This window comes from Klebsiella sp. GW_Kp182 (assembly GCF_040062275.1).
In the GTDB taxonomy this organism is placed as follows: domain Bacteria; phylum Pseudomonadota; class Gammaproteobacteria; order Enterobacterales; family Enterobacteriaceae; genus Klebsiella; species Klebsiella michiganensis.
Genome location: NZ_JBEAFQ010000002.1, coordinates 196,631 through 215,758, shown reverse-complemented (window position 1 = coordinate 215,758; position 19,128 = coordinate 196,631). Strand labels below are relative to the sequence as shown.

Sequence of the window (19,128 nt, the reverse complement as noted above, 5' to 3'; positions counted from 1 at the left end):
TTCTCAGTAATATAGATTTACAATTGGTTTCTAGTCGTTCAAAAAGTAATGATAACAATTAATTTTCTTACGGTTATTGTTGTTATTCGCTCCCTCAAATTGGAGTCAGGTGATGCAAATAGCTGGCGGTCTTTATCGTGAACTCTGTGAGAGTCCCTTCTGGGATATGACCTTCGGGTCTGGTGGCCGTGCGGCTATGGCTATAGCTTCACTTTGCTCAGATTCAGAGTTACATACCTATGCATCTGCATCCGATGAAAGCGCTATTTCGCAACTAAAAAGCCAAGGTATCCGTATAACTACAAATTTTCGACCTACATCTATTGCCTTTGCCTATTTCCATCCGCTTTCGGTTCCTCACATTGAACCATCCATCAAAAAAATTGAACGCCAAAGGCCAATCCATGTGACTGGAGAAGCAGTGTTACGCTTCGGATTTTTGGAGGGAGATGCTGTCGTTCATGCTAATAGGGCTGTTTACGACCCTCAGACATGGCGTAATCCCCAAGCCTTTTACGATAACGGTTCTAAAGCTAATGAGCTTTCTATCGTCCTAAATGAATTAGAGTTACAGCATGCAACGGGTATTGCACAGCAAGAAGAAGCAGTATCTCAGCTAATAAAGATGCAAAATGCTTATTCTGTGGTTGTTAAAGCTGGAATAAAGGGTGCAACCGTGTATGAGAGAACGGGGAAAATTACTTATATACCAGCATATCGCTCTTCGAAAGTATTCAAGATCGGTACAGGAGATGTATTTAGCGCCATATTTGCATTTCATTGGGCCTACCGAGGTTGTTCAGCCGAAAAATCTGCTGATTTGGCTTCGAGGTCGGTCGCTCTATATTGTGACAGCCGCCAGTTAACTTTTAGCCAAACATTAATGCCAAAATTGTCGCCAGTAACCTATATTCCACAGGCAAAAATTTGCTTAGAAGGAGCCGTTGATTCATTAGGTCAACGATATGTACTTGAGGAAGCTCGTTTAGCATTGAGTGAGCTCGGGATGGAAGTGTACTGCCCTGAACTATCATTCTCCACTTTGGACATAGTGGCTGATGCTGTGCTGGTTGTAGATGATGGGTTAAATATCGACGCCAAGAATCGCATTAACAATGCTATAGCAGAAGATATTCCTGTCGTCGTGCTACGTGAACGGATTACTACAAATACGACAGAGATTAAAAGCGCGTTAATTACAAATGATTTCACTACAGCAATGTACCTAACCGCCTGGTCAATTGATGCTTATCAAGCGTCAACTCCACAATAAAAAATGTAATTAATAATTATTGCGAATTAGGTTGTATAACGAAATGAAATTATCTGAGGCTTTGTTGACTTATGTCAGATGTGTATATAATTTATCCACATGAGAATGTTAATATAACCCAGCGGTTGCATGAACTCCTTTCTCAACAATGGGATGTATGGTGGGATGACAATATTGTTGGTGAATGGAGACCTGCTATTGAAAAAAACCTTGCCGAGACGAAATGTGTTTTGGCTTTGTTTTCAGACTTTTCGCGCAAAGCGACCGTCACCGACGAACTAAGAGTGGCTCAAAAACATACTCAAAATATTATCGGGTTAACAATAGATCAAAGTGATCCTCCCTATCCTTTTGGAAGTTTAACGAGTATTGACCTTCGCGACTGGGATGGCGATGCATCTCATCCAGGTTTCCTACAACTGCAAAGAAAAATTGCACGAGTTGTATTGCCTCGTAAGGCCCCTAGTAGGCTGCAGGCAACCTCAGGTAGTAACTTACTTATTCCTAACATATTTATGTCTGTTTCATCTCATGAGACTCAGTTCTCACCTTCTGATGCATTAGAAGTGCTCAGAGTACATAAAACATCATCAATCCTTGTGTCAGCCTATGATTTAGTGAAATCCCATGACAAAAGAGAAATGCTTAGCAAAATTAAAGCATACCGCAAAGCAGGTGGCTTCGTTCTGATTGATTCTGGAAACTACGAAGCACGTCGATTGCAGGATAAAGAATGGAAACCCATTCACTACAGACAAGCACTGATGGATACACCCCACGATTGGGCATTTTGTTTTGATGTGGCAAAACCGAACCCCGAACCAGAAAAAGCCATAGAGCAGATAGTGAAGGCTGTTAAAAGGGATTCCAAATTCACAACTGCACCAATGCTACCCATCGTGCATGTTTCACAGGATGATGCTGGGCTTTCTAGATTACCTGTGATCGTAAAAGGTATTTCTGAGCGACTAAACCCTCAAGTTATAGCTATACCAGAAAGAGAACTTGGCGCTGGACTTGCTGCCCGGGCTAGTACAATGAAAAAAATAAGAAAATCCCTAGATGAGCTCCCATATTATCAACCTGTTCATCTGTTAGGTACCGGAAATCCATGGAGCATTGCAGTTCTTGTTGCTGCTGGTGCAGATACATTCGATGGTTTAGAGTGGTGTCGTTTTGCAATTGATCCTCGGCGGGGGCGGCTACATCACTTCCAACATTTCGATTTTTTCAAAAATAGTGGAGAACGAACGCCTTTTCTTGACATGGTCGATGCTCAAACAACTATTGGATATGCAGGGCAAGTAGCATTCTACAATTTGGAATACTACGCAGAATTTGGTCAGCTTATGCGTAGTATGATATCGACAAAAGATGCTGAACCCTTCGCGACGGGAGTAACAAGATTGTTCAGCAATGAGTTAAGAAAGCTTTTTCCTGAGGTTTTTCCATGAATAATTACACACCGGAGGCTTTATCTCGAGCCGTAAAAGCCTTATGTGCAGATCTAGATACTCGAATTGAGTGCGGGTTGGTATCTGATGAACGCTATTTATGGTGGGAACTCTCATGCTGCATACTCAGCAGCCAAGTGCCTTACCCTCTTGCTGTCGCTGCAGCTGATATCATTGACAAAGAGCAGTTGCTTCACAACTCTTACGAAAACCGTGACGAATTGATAACTCTTTTGTATGCAGTTCTTAAGAGACCATTGGAGGTTGAGGGAAAAAAACGGAGTTATCGCTTTCCTAAAGCTAAAGCTGAACAACTAGCTGCAACACACACAGCAGTTGCCCAAACGGGGAAATCACTAAACTCATTGGTTAGCTGCGATGTATATTACGTACGCGCATGGCTGGTGGCTAACGCTCATGGTATAGGGCCAAAGCAAGCAAGCATGTTTCTTCGCAATTGTGGAGCAACTTATGACTTGGCCATTTTGGATCGTCATGTATTAGATTATATGTCTGCGCTTGGTATTTACTCAGGCAGTCAATCATCTATTTCAGGTTTAAATAAATATGGCCAATACGAAAATAAGCTACGTGACCATGCAGAGCAAATGAACTGTCAAGTCGGGCTGCTCGATTGGGCAATTTGGATTGTAATGCGAGTTGCGAAAAGAAATTATCAGGAGGAGTTAGCATGAGCATCGTTACTCTCGTTTCTGGCGGACTTGACTCGACACTGGTCGCTAAATTGGCGCAGGAAGAAGGGCTGCAAATTTTCCCTCTCTTTATCGACTATGGACAACGAGCTCGGGATAGGGAACTTGCAGCGTGCAAGTTATCGATGAGTACATTGGGACTGCCTGAACCAGAAATAGCAAATTTGGCTGGCTTTGGCAAACTAATACACTCTGGCCTCACCGACAAATCATTGCATGTAATTAATGATGCCTTCACTCCGGGGCGAAACCTGCTTTTTTTACTAACAGCTGCTGCCTATGCTTATCAGAAAAATGCAGATGCTATTTCTATTGGTCTACTCCATGAAAGCACAAGCCTCTTTCCAGATCAGACGTCAGAGTTTCTTGCTAGGGCGGAAATAATGATTTCATTATGCATGGGCAGAAAAATTAAAGTACTTGCCCCCCTTTCTGTTTTTACTAAATCAGATGTGGTTATGTTAGCAAATGAAAAAGGAATTTCAAATACGTACTCGTGTCATATGGGTAATGAAAAACCTTGTGGAAACTGCATCTCTTGTAATGAATTTAAGTTCGAGGATATGAATAATGGGCGGTAGCAGCACAGGTGGATGGAGCAGGCTTGGAGATGTGAGAGCCCTCGAACAAAAAGCTAAAGAAGCACTTAATGAGGGTAGAAGAAATGTATTCATCAGTTTTGCGACTGAAGACATGAATGAAGTTAATCTTCTCCGAGCCCAGGCTAAAAATGAAAATAATGATATTGAATTTAATGATCACTCAGTCCGAGAGCCTTATAACAGTGAACAAGCAGAGTATATTAAACGCAAGATTAGTGAACGCATTAATCGCGCATCAGTGACAGTTGTTTTTGTTTCCGATTCGGTAGTGCAAAGTCACTGGGTTAAATGGGAAGTAGAAAAAAGCCTTGAACTCGGGAAAAAGGTTATAGCAGTACACCCTGGTACACATTTTGATGGTGTTCTACCCAGGTGGATTTCTGATAATAATATAAAAATCATACCGTGGTCTAATTTATCTACTGAACTTAAATAAAAAATTAAGTATGAATCTATGGAATTGAGAAATTCCATAGATTCATTTACAGTATTTGATGAGCATAATCATGAAAACCATTCATCTCTTTAATCAAGTAACTTCATATAATTAAAATCAAACTTGGATGATTTGTATAAACCTCTCTCACATCCAAAACAAGAACAAATTAGCATAGAGGGTACATCCGATTTTTAAAATCTCATAGTTAAAAAATCAGGCTAGAAATTTCAAAAGGTGAAATTTTTCTTGATTGGAATAAATCCACAACTTTTAACATTGTGATTGATAAAAAACACAGAAATTCCAACATTTTTATATATGTCATTTAAGCTAAGCCGCACTAGTGGTCAAAATCACATTTCTACGTTTCCTAAAATTATTAATTTTTCACTTTGGATAGACAAAACTTCACTTTTAGCTGCTAAATAAGTGTCAATTTCCCATTGAGCCATTGCTGCACCCATAAACTTCTGCTCATATACATTTCCGACATCCATGTTTTGGCATGCAAAATAACAATTAGCTAAGGTCGCAAATATCCATCGTTTATCTGGCCTGTCAAAAAAGTCCGGTGACGATTCAATCAAAGTCAATGATTTTATTATTGACTTTCGTATTTTGTGAGCGCTCATAAAATCATATATTTTCTCAGCTTTTTCGTATTGCTCATGTGCACGATACTCAAAGCACAAAGCGAAATTTTCACCGTTGTAATAGTCTCGCCGAACTTCATATCCCCGCCCATAATAACTTATAGCCAAGTCAAGTGCAGCACGATCCCCCTGTAAAAGCCAAAGTCTCTTATTTATTGCCCCGGCAATGCCCAAAGTTTCTGGATCATTTGAGTGTGCAGGTTTGAGAGGAGTTAACACTGTTAAACCTTCATGCAATGCAGCTATCTCATCAGGAAGTTGCGATTTATATATACTTAGAGCAAGTTTTTGAAGGATATCAGGCTCTTCGGGCCTCATTTCGCGTGCAGCTTTGAAATGCTCAACTGCTAAAGCATGTTGACTTTTTCTTAGAAACTTCTCGCCTTCAAACATATGATGAGCAAGTTTCTTTTGCGCAGCCTCAGCCTCATCGACCATCTCAACATACTGATCGTCTGACATTCTTGGGGCAAGCAGATTTGGAAGAAATGTATAGACAGGGCTGTCAATAATTCGATCAGCCATCGCCCTTTCTATCAGTTCACTTAAAGCCTTCATGGCTCTTATCGCCTCACGCCCCATGATATCCTCACCGAAATGAGCATATCTCAAGGTACTAACATGGTTAAGATCAAAGTGAAGCTTACCTTGATCTTCATTCATTATAATAGTTGAATTGGGCCTTAAAGCATGCCGCACACCGAGTTCATAAATCGCGTTTACGTTGCCTGTCGAGATGTCCGCAATGACTAAATCTGCGCGCAACAGCATTTCGTACATTTGGACATCGATAATACCCGACTGCGAAATCTCATCAGCTCTAACACAACGTAGACCACGACTCAAAACTGCAGGCTGGATAATCGTTTCGTAAGTAGCATTTAGATCCAGAGTACGACCAGTTTCGTAATCTGTTTTTTTACCAAAACCCATCACGACAAAACATACTTGCATCTCAGCGATTCCTTTTGGAAACGAAAGCATCAGTTTAAGAAGATAGAAATAAAAACAAAATATATCAAATGGTTAGAAAAATTTGAACATCGCAACAATGCATCATCAGCGATGATTCTATTCTACCACCGCTAATGCTTCTAAGGTCACTAAAAGGTTTTACTTTCAACCAATCAAAGAATCAAAAAAAATCTCGGAAGAAACCTAGCCAATAGAACAACCAATGATAGCTTCACAATACCAGCACGGAGTTAGCAAATGTCTCTTTACCATTGTATGCACCCTCGATACTCTAAGATCTAGGGTGTACGCATGGTGTTTATAAGTAGGATCTCAAGCATGAAGGATTTATCCGGCTTTTTCGCTTACGCATCAAGTCCCGTAGAAGTTGGGCAAACTATCGAACGGGCTGTAGATAACAGCAATAAAATCATAGGCAGGATAGCCATCTCAACGTGGATGGCTCTAGATGTTGTCGGGCATTTTATTTCTGATGAAGTCTTAACGGCTATTGATGCAACGGACTTATTGATTGCCGACATCAGTGAGCTTAATTTCAATGTCACGTATGAAATAGGTTATGCGATAGGTAAATCGAAGCGCGTATTGCTTGTCAAAAATAAGAGCCTACAACCTCAAGGACTTAAGATTTCTGATGTGGGAATTTTCGATACCTTAGGTTACCGGGAATATCAGAACTCTTCTGAATTAAGCGCATTTTTAACAAATGCTTCTGTCTTGAAAGCTATTGATACATCAGCAGTGCTAAACATTAAGGCTCCAGTGTATCTCCTCGATACGCCATACAAGACCGACTGGTCAACGCGAATAATCTCTAGGATTAAAAAGGCTGGTTTCACGTATCGTAACTTCGATCCGAACGAGTCTCCCCGTCTGTCTGCACATGATGCAATTACGCAAGTAGCAAAATCATACGGAGTTGTTGTTCCCCTTTTATCCTCGAATTCTACAGGTTTTGCTATTCATAACATGCGAGCAGCCTTCATCGCCGGTTTGGCTGATGGCATGGGAAAAGCGCTCAGCATTTTGCAGTCTGGTGATGAACCAGTCCCCATTGATTATCGTGATTTTGTAGAAGCGACTTACCACCCCGATGACGTCAATCGTGCAATAGAAGTGTTCGCCTCAAAGGTTACTCAAGCATTTCAGCAACTCGAAGCATCCGATACGAAGGTCGAGCGTTCCTTTATAAAAAAGGTTAATCTCGGTGCTACTTCCGCTGAAAATGAAATGCGCGATCTTGAGCGCTATTATTTAGAAACGGATCAGTTTCTTAAGTCCCTACGGGGTGAAGCTCATTTGGTTGTGGGACGTAAAGGTTCCGGCAAGTCGGCAATTTTCCTTCAAATTAGGGATGCAGAACGCGACAAGAACCGTAACAAAAATATTGTTTTAGATCTAAAGCCAGATGGTTACAAACTTATAAAATTTAAAGAAAGAATCCTTCAGTTTTTAGCTGAAGGTACGTATCAGCATACAATTACGGCATTTTGGGAATACGTGCTTCTCTTAGAGATATGTTACAAAATCTTGGAAAAAGATAGACAACGCCATATTCATGATCACCTTCTATACGAAGGCTATCGTGAGCTATCCGATTTATATTATGTTGAAGGTTATGATTATGAGGGTGATTTTTCTGAACGCATGTCAATGCTGATGGAAAAAATTTACTCTGAATACCAATCAAAATATGGTTCAGAAGAAAGTGTTAACCTAAGTTCATCCCAAGTCACTGAGCTTCTATATAAACACGATGTTAAAAACCTGAAACAAATGCTGGGACGCTACTTAAATAACAAACAAATTTTATGGCTGTTATTCGATAACATTGACAATGGTTGGCCTACCTCAGGATTGAAGCATGAAGACTTATTAATGATTAGGGCCTTAATAGATGCTACTCGAAAGATTGAACGTCAGTTTAGTAGTCCAGATCTCAAAATTCGGTCGGTGGTATTTCTGCGCAATGATGTCTACGAACTACTGGTAAGGGAGACATCTGATCGAGGCAAAGAAGCTAGCGTCATTCTTGATTGGACTGATGGCGATTTGCTACGTGAACTTATTCGCTTGCGAATTGTATCAAATGGACTAGATGAAGATATGGACTTCAAATCTGCGTGGCTACGACTTTTTGTTAGCCATTATATGGGCGAAGAAACTTCTCAATTTCTGATTGAACGTTCTTTAATGAGGCCGCGTTTTTTACTCAATCTTATTAACCATTGTAAAAGCTTCGCTATCAATCTAAATCATGAAATTATAGAAGCAAGTGATATAGAAAAAGGTATAAATGCTTATTCTGCAGATCTTTTACGTGATATTGGCTACGAACTTCGTGATATTTCTTCTGAAACCGACGGTGCATTGTACGCTTTTATCGCCTGCGAAAGTGAATTGTCAGAAATAGAAGTAATGAATAAACTAAAGCAATCAGGTATTGAGCATGATGGTGCTGCTCGTGTATTAGACTTGCTACTTTGGTATGGGTTTTTAGGTATTCGAATTAATTCAGATGAACCTAAGTTCATTTATGACTTCAGCTACAACAAGGCACTAATGGATGGTGTAAAAAGAAACTCGACTCAGACAGTTAGCTTGGTAATTAATCAAGCATTTTGGCCAGGATTAATGATAAACAAATAAATTCACATAAAATACATAAGGTTACATGCCATCTCTAGAAAAATAATTCATTAGCAATAAGATTAATGTTAATATAGCCAATATTTTATTGTATGTAGTAGTATAAGTAAAAAAACCACAGTACACATAGGTCATAAAATGTCGAAGGAATATAACGTATTCATTAGTCATGCTTGGTCATATCATAGCGAACTAGAAGATTTAAGAAGACTTATCGATGCCCGTGCATACTTTAAAGCTGAGTATTCAGAAGTTAGTCGAGATAAACCGATAAATTCTATCAGCGCACCCTATATAAAAACGGTTCTTAAAAAGAAAATTTTAGAATCAAATATAATTATAGGCCTTGCTGGTATGTATGCATCCCATAGCGACTGGATGGAATGGGAATTACAAACAGCATTTGACAATAACATACCTATTATTGGAGTTGTTCCTCGAGGAGCGTTGAGGATATCAGCAACTGTTTCATCTAGGGCTATTGAGATTGTCAGATGGAATACAGAAAGTATAATTTCCGCGATTAGAAACAACTCCATTTAAAATGGAATGAATTATTAACGCATCATTTATTTTATACCCCCCAAAACAAGGGGGGGGTAAAATATACCATTAACCTTGTCAGAACCTCATCTTTAACTCATTAATTGACTAATCATCAGAGAATAATAATTAACAATTAATTACTTGGCTAATGTTTTATTGGGGCTTGCCTATTTGCTACTCTTCTAGCGAGCCATTGCGTATGCTCCCTAGAAAATGCTGTTTCAGCGTCTCTTACAAATTCAGAGAAATCATTTTCTCCAGAAATATATGATGATTGTTCTTTAATTATACCAATCTCATGTGCAGTTAAAAAATATGATGCAGAGAGTTCACTATATCTTTTAACCTGGACCCAGCCAACGAGAGCCGATGCTATCGTTGTTACTACACTTATTGGTATTAAACTCTCAGTATTTTGTGTCAAAAAAGCATTATAGAGAGAACATAAAAAAGCAAGAAGATAAATACAAAAAACAACCACTCCCCAGTATAAACTTAAGTTTTTATTAGATTGTGCCTTGCCTATATACCAGTCACGCTGATCATCTATTCTATATTTAACATATACATCTCGACGATCATCAAGATTAAGTTTTCTGATATTTTTCATCTCATCAGAAACCGTGCTTTCAAGTACTGATACAGAGTCGATACTTTTAGATATAAACTCACTACCACCCACGATACCGTCTAAATAAGATGCGAGCTGTGATATATTCCTTGGTTCATCTTTATCGTTAAAAGGTTCTGATTTCATGGAGAACTTCCACGAGATAGTTTTAATTGACTCAGTTACCGCTCTATATTTATACCACTCTCTTTCAAATTTACTTTTAAGTTTAAATGCTACCATCAACATTAGCATGGTGAATAAAAACAATGCAGTGTAATATTTGTAGTCATACTCCAGAAAAGCATTAACAGCACTAAATATCAATAATAAATATTCAATTCTAAGAGCAGCAAAGTAATATCTTTGATTGTTTTCAGATCTCTTATTAGTTATATCATAAAGACTAGGATATTTAATTTTCACACCACACCCCCTTTATTATAGAAAACCATCTCTCTACCAAATCTCATTTTCATTAATATTTTTTCAGCACAAACACATTCTTAGAATGTATGTACAAATACAAATCCATTCCCTAGGAAAAACATGATTATACAAGACAGCCATCCGGAATGGCACCTTCTCTATCGAATAATCGCTTTTATCTTCTCAACTTTTGAGGATAGCAAAACTTGCTCCCAAATCCACGGACAATCCAATCTCTTGGCAACTAACGCGCCACAAATTGGAAGTGCCAGCGCATGGCAAAAAAATATATATTACACAGTAAGTTAACGGTGAATTTACTGAACTTTTCTATGATGCTAATGAAACTTCAAACGTGATGCGTTTATGGTAGTCGTGCAGATGCAAAAGAATGGGCAGCCCCCACACCGTAACTTTCATTCATGAAATCGTTGAAGATGTTGCAGAGCAAGGGACAGCATTTGCCTATAGTCACCAAGGTTATTATATTCCCTACTTTAGTAACACAACTATTCCTTCCAGCAAACCTTCAATGAAAGGTGGTCATTCTGGTGGTCTTGACAGAAAGGGAATTCAGGTTTAGCTTACATATTAGCCAGTTACTGGCAAAGGCGATCCCAGTCAGAGGAGCCAAATTTAAGAAGCCTGCTTTCGAGCGGGCTTTTTGCTTTTCATTATTCCCCCGCTAGCTCAAGATAGCTTCCCGCCTGGCAGGCCCTTCATTTGCAGCGCCATAAGAATGCGTGCCAGTTGTTTGAACGCTAACTCATCTCAGTCAAACTGGAAAACTTATTAGCCGCTGTAACTCATATTATATCTCCATACAAAGATGTCCCCATTGGTAGGGTTAAAATATCTGCCTCTGTGTTATTCTCTAACCATTAATTTCAGGGAGATACTCAGGTTAAGGCTCTTTTAGCATGATGCAAAACTCGTCTAAAGATATCCTTTCAGCGTGGCATGATTATGTGAAATTCAGTGGCGCAGAAAAGAGTAAAATACCGGCCAGCAAGGTGCATGAGCACCAACAACTCATGCTCGGTATAAATAATTGTGAAGAAAACCAGAGCGGAGTAGTACTCCGTGTTACGCCTGAAATGCGCAACCACTGGCGCCGGCGTTTCGTTAAATATGACGAAAAGGGTAAAACTACCCATATTGAGCCTGTTAACCTGCTATTTCCGGTACTGCGCTGTATCGAAAATGAGCGAGGTAAGGCCAATGTAAAATACCTTCCGCTGTTCTCTTTCCCCCTCCCAAAATCATTTTTTGAACAGAACGAAAACACCCTGCTAGTTCCCGTTAAAGATGGGCAACTTGTTAGCGCATTCCCCTTCGCTTTTCGTGAAATGTTTGGTGTTCAGCTGGATGAGCTCGGTGAAAACCGTCATATGATGAGTATCGTCAGCGCGCTCACGGGATGTAAATATGACACGTTCCTTGAGGCGTTTAAGGCTCTTCTGAAATGGGTCACTCAGCAATCAAACAGTAAATATCAGGGGCTGGAAACTGCGTTTAATGCCCTGGTGGCTCCGCTGCATAATGAGGATTACAACCTCAAGCGTGATGCGGAAGATTTCACCTGGCTTTGTGATAACGCGGTTGGTGATTTCCCGTTGCTGGAGCAGTATCTCAGCCATATCCATAGTGACGAGAAGGCCCCGCATATTCACGAAGTGGTGACTGGCGGTTTGTTTGAAACGCAATATCCTCTGGGCCATGGGCAGATGGCGGCAATACAGGCGATTAATCAGGATGAGCGCCTGATTGCCGTACAAGGTGCGCCGGGTACGGGTAAAACTACGCTATTCAAGTCACTCATCGCACAACAACTGGTTGCCAGAGCACTGGCAATTGCTGATGGAAAGGACCAGAACTTCGGCATGCTGGTCACGTCCACTGCAATAAAAGCGGTGGAGAATATCATTGACGATCTGCGCAGTGACCCTGCAACTCAGGATCTGGACTGGTTATGGTTTCATAGCGGCTCGAACGAACAGGTTCAGCATGAGCTTACCCGGCTTGAAAAACTGATTGGTCGCTGGCGACAGGAAAGCTATGACCAACAGCAGCAGCACGATTTTTTAGCGGTTTTACTCAAGCATCGCGAGGAGATGAACGCTTGTTACCGGGCGTATCTGAATGAAAAGACAGTCGCGATACAATCTGTTGTGGATTGTGGTCTGGACACCCGACTAGCAAAAGAGCTACCGGCCCGTTTCATGGAAAAAATGCCCCCACTCGCCGCTCATGCACAGATACTCGGTATTGATGTTTCGCTTCATCACCCCGACGACCTGGATACCTTAGCCTGTCAGTTAGAACAGCGCCTGCAGGAATTTAGGGAGATAAAAGCGCAGCGTCTACAGGCCAGCAGAATTTACCAGACGTTGCAGGCGACATGGCCGCAGCAGCATAGTCTGGAGCAGATACTTAGCTGGATGGATTCACCGCTACGCCCGGCCCTGGAACTGCATTACCGCGACTATCCGCGCAAAGGGATAAAGCGTTATCTGGCTCGTTTTTTCGAGAGGAAATATCCAGCAAGGTTGCAACAGATGAGCCTGGCTGCACCGGAGGACTTTCGCAAATTCAGTCTTTCTTCCCTTCCCCATCGTCAGCTGGCTGCTCTGGCTGATGCTGGGGAAATGCTTTCACAGCAGGTAGACAGCTTAGCGCTACTGGCGCTGCTCCTGCATGCGGAACCCGAAGCTCAACAGGAAGTTGGCCTGTTGGCTCTTAATACTGAAGTAGCAGAATTGCAGGCACAATGGCGTCAGGTCATCCGGGCGCAACAGCTAACGGCACAGTATCAACAGCTTTATCCGGAAGGTAACTGGTGCGACATTTCGCGTAAACGCTTTATCAGGCAACACCGGGAAATGTTCGAAGCCGCTATCGGTTATCTCTGGCAAGAGCAACTGAAGCGGAAAATTGAGCTGGAAGAGGTACTGACTCACTGGCGGGCGTTGATGAGTAAGCGCCTTAGTGCGGGCTATTATCGCTGGCTGGATAAGCTTGATGATTTCTATTGCGCACTGTCTCTTGTATATCCGGTAATGGCGACCACGCTGGTTTCCGCGTGGAAGGTTGCTGGTTATCGTAAGCTCGATGAACTCAAGGGGCATAAACCGTGGCACCTGGCACTGTGCGACGAAGCGGGCATGATTTCGCTTGAATCCCTGGTGCCCCTATTGAGTCGCAGTGAGAAAGCGATGATTGTTGGCGATCCTCTGCAAATTGAACCCATCAGAAACCTGTCAGAAAACCTGCAAACACAGTTGCGTGAGCGTCATTTCGCCAGCAACAATACGTTGTATGAGCGTGTCTCACCTGCAAGCGTCACGGGCTGGCACCGTGCTGCGGGTACGCTTTCCGGCAAGGTAGACGATACGGGTAATGGCATCATTCTCGATGAGCATCGCCGGTGCCAGCAACCTATTGCCGACCTTTTCATCCGACTGGCGAACTATCATGGCGTCAGCGTGGAAACGGCCTCCCCTTCTAGCCGTATTGCCAGCGCGTTTGAGAAATCAGGCGGACATCATTTGATGTTCTACAGCGTAGAAGGTCAGAAAGGCGATATGGTTAACACTAATCTGGATGAAGTTGATGCTATTGAGCTATTGCTGGATAAGCTGGAAGAAGCTGGTTACGATCTGACTGCCGATGTTGGCATCGTCACACCCTATAGCAATCAGAAGTCATTGTTGATTAAACGTCTTGCGCAACGAATGAATCACTGGCAGAAAAACTGCATTGGTACAGTGCACCAGTTTCAGGGCGTTGGCTTTGAGGTCATCATTTATAGTCCGGTAATTTTTCATCCTCTTGATAATCCGAATTTTCAAAACGATGCACCAAACATGCTTAATGTCGTGGTTTCACGCGCAAAACAGCAATTTATCGTCGTAGGTAACCATCATCGATTGCGGCAAGCAGGTGGATACCTGAAAGTCCTTGCGGATAGCGTTGCTGAAAGCTTCCTTCTTGAACAAGGTAGCCAGCATCCGAATTTTGCCAGCCTAAGCCAGACCCCCCGTCTACAGCGTTATTATCGCGACTGTGAACATATTGCCGCATTTAGCGCGCTGGCCAGTCAGTGTGAACAGGAGCTGGTTATCATCGCTCCGTGGATCCGCCGGGGAGGTAAGCATTATCAGAGGCCGGAGCTGGCGCAGTTGGTAGCCACGCAGCGGCGTGGCGTCAGGGTTAAAGTTTATTACGGCTACTATCATCAGCGCATGGATCGTGCGGATGATAATGATGAGACTCTGGTTGCCGAGTACCGCGAACAACTAGGAAAAGAGAATATTATCCGGTTGACGGAAGGGACACATGAAAAGGTAATGATGATCGATGGCCGCTACATTGTTCTCGGGAGTTGGAACTGGCTATCTCATGGTTATCACCATAGCTGCGAGCGCAGTGAACAGTTCACTAATGCGATTCGTCATGAGATCAGTGCAGAACTGGATGATGCGTCGCTGGTGAAGGAGCTTAGGGAGCGGCTGAGGCTGGAATAACTCTCAGTGTTAGGACTGAAAAAATACTCAGACTAGAGGAAATCTTGCGTAATGCTGAACAACAAGGAGAACAGATGATCCTGGCTGATAACGAAACAAAAACTGATCTATTGAATAACGAAGCCATTGCTTCGACTATTATCGGGCTGCTTCGTGAGGAACCTAATCACCCTGTGACGATTGGTGTTCATGGCGATTGGGGGGCAGGAAAATCCAGCGTACTTGAAATGATCGAAGCCGGCTTTTCGGATAAAGATGATGTTTTGTGCTTAAAATTCAATGGATGGCGTTTCCAAGGATTTGAAGATGCCAAAATCGCTTTAATCGAAGGCATCGTCTCGGGGTTAGTAGAAAAACGTCCGGCGTTGAAAAAAGTTGAAGGCGCTATCAAAGACGTATTCCGCAGCATTAACTGGCTAAAGGTTGCCAAACGAGCTGGTGGTCTGGCATTGACTGCATTCACAGGTGTTCCAACACCAGGACAAATTGGAGCCATTGTTGGCTCCCTGGAAGCTCTAGTCGCAAATCCCGCCCAGTTAGTCACAAAGGAAAATATCTCTATCGCCATTGATGAAGTAAAGGCGGTAGTGAAAGAAGGAGAAACAAATAATGTGCCGATGGAAGTGGAAACATTCCGTAAGGCATTTGATCAACTTCTGAAAGATGCAGGTATCAATCAACTCGTGGTATTGGTCGACGACCTTGACCGTTGCCTGCCTGACACAGCCATTGAAACCCTTGAAGCTATTCGCCTATTTGTGTTTACCGCACGAACGGCATTTGTAGTCGCTGCAGATGAGGCAATGATTGAGTACTCTGTGCGTAAGCACTTTCCTGACTTACCAGATACCACAGGGCCACGGGACTATGCTCGTAATTATCTCGAAAAACTCATCCAAGTCCCATTCCGAATCCCGGCTCTGGGTGAAACAGAAACGCGCATCTATGTCACATTACTGCTTGCTGGTGCAGAAATAGGTGAGAATAACCCAGACTATGAAAGGTTAATCACCGTTGCAAGGGAAAAGCTGAAACGTCCCTGGACCAGCGGTGGATTGGACGCTGCCACAGTAAAATCAATTCTCGGTCAGCAAGCCGATAAAGCAAATAATGCCCTTATCCTGAGTGACCAAATCGGACCAATTCTGGCGAGCGGTACAAAAGGCAATCCCCGGCAAATCAAGCGTTTTCTTAATACCCTTTTGCTACGCGAGCGCACAGCAACAGCACGAGGTTTTGGCGATGATATCAAACTACCCGTGTTAGCAAAACTCATGCTCGCAGAACGCTTTATCCCAAGATTATTCGAACAAATTGCTCTTGTAGCGGCGGTTCATTCGGAAGGATTCTGCAAAGATCTCGAAGCACTTGAGACATTTCTTGCAATAACCGCTAACAGTGATGATAAACCACAGGAAAAACAAACCGATGAAGTATTATTATCTCCCGATAGTGCGGTTTTGACTGAATGGAAATCTTCAGAAACGATAAATGACTGGGCTCGACTCCCACCAAAGCTATCAGGTCTCGACTTACGGCCCTACTTGTTCGTCACAAAGGACAAAAAAGATTATTTTGGCCCAGTATCAGTTCTGGGTCACTTAGCCGAAGTGGTCGAGAAATTGTTCGGCGGGAAAATGACTGTCCAAAGTTATGAGTCAGAATTGAAGCAGCTTGTACAACCTGAAGCCGAGAAAGTCTTCGAAGCAGTTCGTAGCAAAATAATGAGTACAGCCACTTTTGATATCAAACCGGCTGGAATTGATGGCTTGACCGTTCTTGTAAAAGCGCAACCAAACCTACAGAGCCAGCTAATGGATTTCCTGGAGGCCTTGCCAAAACATAAGTCCGGTCCTTGGGTTGTAAGTGGTTGGCAAAATGTCATAAAAGACACCGAATGCGTAACAAGATTAACTATGTTGCTGGGGAATTGGAGCAAAATCACTACTAATATCAGCCTCAAAGTCGCAGCCGAAGCAGCGCTTAAAAGTCATAAGGGAACATATTAATGGGAACTTCAACAGCTTATGGAGGACCTAGTGGCGGGACTCCACTTATTCCATCATGGTTGGATAACGACCCCCCGGTATCTCCACCAGATAATGGCACTGGACCTGGCGACCATCAGCCAACAGATAGCCCTGAACCACTAACGCCTCCAAATCATCCACCAATACCTAATGCAGCGGATCCGCAACGTTTCTCAGGTGCACGCAACAACTTCACGCGATTTGCAGGATCTGGAGGTACTGATCGTGCAAGCCTTGGACGAGCTATATCGAAATATGTCTCAACGTCATCAGGCGGTGCTCGCCAGGCTGCACAACGTATGGGCGCGTCCAGAGGAGCGAGCGCACGACTCCTTGGTTTCTTGGCAGATGCGCAAGCAAGAGGTGTTAATGAAGCGCTACGCTCACTGGATTTAGAATCTCTGGCAGGTCGCCCAATAACAGAAATTTTTGTTGGGCTAGCCGACTATATCTGCCCTGGTGCAGGTACAGTGGATGAAGGGATTGCTCGCGAAGCATATATTGAGACTATCGTAGAGCTTGCGGGCGAAGGGCTCACGGATCTGAATACATTTACACCAGATCAAATGCATACCGTTTTCGAACTATATGCCACTCATGCGATTGAAGCTCGTATATGTAATGATATCGGAACCAAAGCGGTGTCCATGCCTATAAATGCTCATTCTGCACATCTTGTTGAGCAGCAGGTGCGTGATTTCATCCGTGGTGGAGTAAACGATGCACTGGCTCGTGCTCAAACGGAGACTCATTATCTTACCCCAGAACAAATTCAAGGGTTCGTGGATACCATTTATGAGTCTGCATTCGGGATTTTACAGGCGCTTGGTGAAGCAGAGGCTAATAATCAATGAAACGACAACTCCTGGTTGGTCATTTCGGCTACGATGATTCATTTGCCGCAGTAGCTGGTATTGATGAACAGATAACTTATCTACAGCTCATCGCTGGCAAACAGACTTTGGATTATGGCATTGGTCATTCACTGTTCAGTTTGAAAGATATCGGCATATATCCCTCAGAAATGGGTATTGATCTGTTAGTGTTAGCTGCCCACGTTCATGCTGCTGACACACGAATATCTCGTGTTGAGCAGTCACAAGATTCATGGACACGTGAGATTAGATTGATAGTGCCAGTGAGTGATCCTTCTATCTGGAGCTCAGCAGCGCCAACCATCAAGAAATCTCTTGATTTTCTTACCGGCGATCGCTGGACTATCGATTTCAGGCCACGCCCTGAGCGATTTGCTACTATTGCCGAAGAAGCACCACTATCTTTGATAGCTCACCCGTTTGATTCTGTAGGTCTGTTTTCTGGCGGACTTGATAGCTTAATTGGGGCTATAGACACGCTGGAAAATGGAGCCACTCCTCTTCTGGTTAGTCATTTCGGAGAAGGTGCAACTAGTGACGCGCAAAGTAAGCTATTTGCTGGTTTAAAAAGATATTACAACACGTCTTCTTTCGAGAGATTACGAGTTGGTATGACTTTTGAGGAAGGGCTTGTAGAAGGTGTGAGTTCAGAAAGCAGTACTCGAGGCAGATCGTTCTTGTTCTTTGCTCTTGGCGTTTTCGCAGGAACTGGACTAGGGGAGCATTTCATTTTGCGCGTCCCTGAAAATGGACTAATTGCCCTCAATGTGCCATTGGATCCACTACGATTGGGATCAAACAGTACTCGCACTACACACCCTTATTATATGGCGAGATGGAACGAGTTGCTTACCATACTCGGTATTGATGGCGAAATTCAAAATCCGTATTGGGATAAAACTAAAGGAGAAATGGCTTCGTCTTGCCAAAACCCTTCTCTTTTAAAAAAACTAGTTTCAGATTCATTATCATGTTCATCTCCCGCCAAGGCCCGGTGGTTAGGACATGGCATTGAACAATGTGGTTATTGTCTGCCATGTTTGATCCGTCGTGCAGCATTGATGGCAGCATGGGGTTCAGATAGTGATCCAACGGTATATACAGTGACAGATCTCCATGCGCAGCCCCTGGATACACGCCAAGCAACTGGCGTGCAGGTCAGATCCTTTCAATACGCTATAGCGCGCCTGAAAGGAAACCCGCAACTTGCCAATATATTGATTCATAAGCCGGGTTCACTCGCGGATGAAACAATGCACCTTGAACAGCTAGCTGGTGTCTACAGGCGTGGGCTTGCTGAAGTTGAGCGACTCATTGATGGTGTCGCAACGAGGCCTTGTTGAAAAGGATATTT

The 19,128-nt window shown here is 42.9% G+C and carries 13 protein-coding genes; 11 read left to right on the top strand and 2 right to left on the bottom strand.

What is annotated here, in order from left to right; all coding sequences use genetic code 11:
* The first annotated feature begins 112 nt into the window (after positions 1-112).
* The 5 genes from ABLU88_RS03075 to ABLU88_RS03055 all read left to right on the top strand — a co-directional run bounded on the left by ABLU88_RS03075 (position 113) and on the right by ABLU88_RS03055 (position 4,478).
* Positions 113-1,273, top strand: coding sequence for a carbohydrate kinase family protein (locus ABLU88_RS03075; RefSeq protein WP_112216932.1), 1,161 nt, complete (start codon positions 113-115; stop codon positions 1,271-1,273).
* Positions 1,274-1,344: 71 nt separating this feature from the next.
* On the top strand, positions 1,345-2,727 hold the full coding sequence (locus ABLU88_RS03070; RefSeq protein WP_053142387.1) for a toll/interleukin-1 receptor domain-containing protein: 1,383 nt from the start codon (positions 1,345-1,347) through the stop codon (positions 2,725-2,727).
* Positions 2,724-3,422, top strand: coding sequence for a DNA lyase (locus ABLU88_RS03065; protein WP_053142386.1), 699 nt, complete (start codon positions 2,724-2,726; stop codon positions 3,420-3,422). The genes ABLU88_RS03070 and ABLU88_RS03065 overlap by 4 nt, the downstream gene beginning before the upstream one ends.
* Positions 3,419-4,021 carry a 7-cyano-7-deazaguanine synthase gene (locus tag ABLU88_RS03060; protein WP_112216933.1) on the top strand — a complete coding sequence of 201 codons (603 nt, stop codon included), beginning with the start codon at positions 3,419-3,421 and terminating at the stop codon, positions 4,019-4,021. Before ABLU88_RS03065 ends, ABLU88_RS03060 begins: the two co-directional genes overlap by 4 nt.
* Complete coding sequence (locus ABLU88_RS03055) at positions 4,011-4,478, top strand: TIR domain-containing protein (RefSeq protein WP_112216934.1); 468 nt, start codon at positions 4,011-4,013, stop codon at positions 4,476-4,478. The genes ABLU88_RS03060 and ABLU88_RS03055 overlap by 11 nt, the downstream gene beginning before the upstream one ends.
* Positions 4,479-4,834: 356 nt before the next feature.
* Here ABLU88_RS03055 and ABLU88_RS03050 read toward each other — a convergent pair whose 3' ends face one another.
* Positions 4,835-6,088 (bottom strand): tetratricopeptide repeat-containing protein, encoded by a 1,254-nt coding sequence (locus ABLU88_RS03050; protein WP_112216935.1) that lies wholly within the window; start codon positions 6,086-6,088, stop codon positions 4,835-4,837.
* A 339-nt stretch (positions 6,089-6,427) separates the two neighbouring features.
* Here ABLU88_RS03050 and ABLU88_RS03045 point away from each other — a divergent pair, with 339 nt between their 5' ends.
* Both ABLU88_RS03045 and ABLU88_RS03040 read left to right on the top strand, forming a co-directional pair.
* Positions 6,428-8,758: a hypothetical protein gene (locus ABLU88_RS03045; protein ID WP_112216948.1), complete on the top strand. Its 2,331-nt coding sequence runs from the start codon at positions 6,428-6,430 to the stop codon at positions 8,756-8,758.
* A gap of 138 nt (positions 8,759-8,896) precedes the next feature.
* Entirely contained in the window at positions 8,897-9,301 is a 405-nt protein-coding gene (locus ABLU88_RS03040) for a TIR domain-containing protein (RefSeq protein WP_112216936.1), read from the top strand.
* Between the two features lie 148 nt (positions 9,302-9,449).
* Here the strand turns inward: ABLU88_RS03040 and ABLU88_RS03035 are convergent, their stop codons facing one another.
* Positions 9,450-10,340 carry a DUF4231 domain-containing protein gene (locus tag ABLU88_RS03035; protein ID WP_112216937.1) on the bottom strand — a complete coding sequence of 297 codons (891 nt, stop codon included), beginning with the start codon at positions 10,338-10,340 and terminating at the stop codon, positions 9,450-9,452.
* Between the two features lie 923 nt (positions 10,341-11,263).
* Here ABLU88_RS03035 and ABLU88_RS03030 point away from each other — a divergent pair.
* The 4 genes from ABLU88_RS03030 to qatC all read left to right on the top strand — a co-directional run bounded on the left by ABLU88_RS03030 (position 11,264) and on the right by qatC (position 19,117).
* Positions 11,264-14,869, top strand: coding sequence for an AAA domain-containing protein (locus tag ABLU88_RS03030; RefSeq protein WP_348836153.1), 3,606 nt, complete (start codon positions 11,264-11,266; stop codon positions 14,867-14,869).
* A gap of 74 nt (positions 14,870-14,943) precedes the next feature.
* Positions 14,944-16,878 carry a Qat anti-phage system ATPase QatA gene (qatA, locus tag ABLU88_RS03025; protein ID WP_348836152.1) on the top strand — a complete coding sequence of 645 codons (1,935 nt, stop codon included), beginning with the start codon at positions 14,944-14,946 and terminating at the stop codon, positions 16,876-16,878.
* Between the two features lie 164 nt (positions 16,879-17,042).
* A complete protein-coding gene (gene qatB / locus ABLU88_RS03020; protein ID WP_348836182.1) occupies positions 17,043-17,753 on the top strand; it encodes a Qat anti-phage system associated protein QatB in 711 nt (236 codons plus the stop codon).
* Complete coding sequence (gene qatC / locus ABLU88_RS03015; protein ID WP_348836151.1) at positions 17,750-19,117, top strand: Qat anti-phage system QueC-like protein QatC; 1,368 nt, start codon at positions 17,750-17,752, stop codon at positions 19,115-19,117. The genes qatB and qatC overlap by 4 nt, the downstream gene beginning before the upstream one ends.
* Positions 19,118-19,128 lie beyond the last annotated feature (11 nt).